The following is a 2,131-nucleotide window of genomic DNA, read 5'->3' on the forward strand; positions in this document are numbered from 1 at the left end:
CCCCAACGCCCGCTTCACCACGCCCGCCGCCCAGTGCCCGATCATCGCGCCCGAGTGGGAGGACCCCAAGGGCGTGCCGATCTCCGCGATCCTCTTCGGCGGACGCCGCGCCACCGCCGTCCCCCTGGTGACGGAGTCCTTCGACTGGAACCACGGCGTCTTCCTCGGCGCCAACGTGGCCTCCGAGAAGACCGCCGCCGCCGAGGGCAAGGTCGGCGAGCTGCGCCGCGACCCGTTCGCCATGCTGCCGTTCTGCGGCTACAACATGGGCGACTACATGGGCCACTGGGTCGACGTGGCCAAGGGCAGGGACCAGTCCAAGCTGCCGAAGATCTACTACGTCAACTGGTTCCGCAAGAACGACGAGGGCAAGTTCGTCTGGCCCGGCTTCGGCGAGAACAGCCGCGTCCTGAAGTGGATCGTGGAACGCCTGGAGGGCAAGGCGGACGGCGTCGAGACCCCGATCGGCGTCCTGCCGACCAAGGAGGCCCTCGACACGGACGGCCTCGACCTGGCCGACGCCGACCTGGACTTCCTGCTCGGCGTCGACAAGGAGGTGTGGCGCGAGGAGGCCGCCCTGGTCCCCGACCACTTCAACACCTTCGGCGACCACACGCCCACCGAGCTGTGGGACGAGTACCGCGCCCTGGTGCAGCGCCTGGGCTGATCGCGCCCGCTTCCCCGCCAGGGGACCAAGACCGCCGCGGCCGGCACCGATCGCGCCCTGACCAGCACCATCGTCACGGCCGGCCGCGGTGAGCACCACGAACCGGCGCACCACGAGGCCGGCAGCACCACAGACCGGCGAGGCCCCGCACAACGGCGTGGGGGGCCCTGGGCCCGTCGTCACCCTCCCGTCCGCCCCGACGGGAACGGGAGGCGACGGGCCTTCGCCCTTTCCCGGGCCGTGCACCGTTCCTCCGCCGCGTCCGTCCGGCCCCCGGCTGTTCCCGGCCGGTCCTCCGGGCACCGCGGGAGCGCCCGCCGCCGTTCCGCCCCGCCACTCCGGTCCGTCGCCGCGGGTCCCTTCCGCCGTGGCGACGGGCGGCCGCGGTGCGGATCCTTGCGCATGACACCATGTCAAGGGCCACGCCCGGTAGGCCCGTTCGACCGGCGCGTGCTTGTTCCTCCCCGTCCGTCCTGGTCAGGGCGGCCCGGCCGGCGCACGCCGCCGGGCGGTTCCGCACCGTCGAGAAGAAGGTCTGCCGTGAGTCGGCCAGCACCCCGCCGGCGCCGGCGGACCACGTCCGCCGCTCCGCACCGAAGCCGTCCGCCCCGTTCCCGGAAGGGCTCCGGTGGACGGCGCACGGGGCGCAGGTGGGTGACCGGTCTGCTCCTGTGCGCCGTGCTGGGCGGGAGCGTCGCCCTGACGCAGTGGCAGGAGGACCGCTCCCGGGCGGTGGCCGGTGACGCGGTGGACGGCACCGCTCTGCCGGCGGCCGGGACGGACGGAGCCGGCGGCGCCTCGCCGGGCGGCGGTGCCGGTCCGTCCGGCGAGGGCGGTCCGCCCCCGGAGGCCGACGTGTCCCCGTCCCCGTCGCCCCCGGACGAGGACCGGACCGTCGCCGTTCCCGCCGACGGCCCCGGTACGTTCACCACGGCCCGCACCGACGGGGCGGCCGTCGGCAGCGGCAGCCGGGTGGTGCGCTACAAGGTGATGGTCGAGGACGGCATCGACATCCCGGCAGCCGACGCCGCGGCCGAGGTCTCCGCCGTCCTGGCCGACGAACGGGGCTGGACCCGCGGCGGTACGCACGCCTTCCGGTTGGTGAGTTCGGGGACGTACGACCTCGCGGTGAAGATCGCGACACCGGGCACGGTGGACCGGATATGCGGCGAGGCCGGCCTGCTGACCAGGGGCGAGGTGAACTGCCGGGTCGGTGAGAACGTCGTCGTGAACCTCAAGCGCTGGGTGCGGGGTTCGCCGGAGTTCGACGGGCCGATCGGCGACTACCGGGCGCTGATCGTCAACCACGAGGTCGGCCACGGCATCGGCCGGGGCCACGAGACCTGCCCCGGGCCGGGCGAACCCGCCCCGGCGATGATGCAGCAGATCAAGGGCCTGCAGGGCTGCGTCGCCAACGCCTGGCCCTACGACCGCTCCGGCGACTACCTCGGCGGCCCCCCGGTC

General features: G+C 74.2%; 2 protein-coding genes. Both read left to right on the top strand.

What is annotated here, in order from left to right; all coding sequences use genetic code 11:
• Nucleotides 1-667, top strand: a 667-nt coding sequence (locus AOK18_RS29185) for a phosphoenolpyruvate carboxykinase domain-containing protein (protein ID WP_157865289.1), incomplete at its 5' end; no start/stop codon positions are given.
• Nucleotides 668-1,321: 654 nt separating this feature from the next.
• On the top strand, nt 1,322-2,131 hold an 810-nt coding region (locus AOK18_RS31560; RefSeq protein WP_240503359.1), incomplete at its 3' end, for a DUF3152 domain-containing protein.

The organism is Streptomyces prasinopilosus, from assembly GCF_001419695.1.
GTDB lineage: Bacteria > Actinomycetota > Actinomycetes > Streptomycetales > Streptomycetaceae > Streptomyces > Streptomyces prasinopilosus.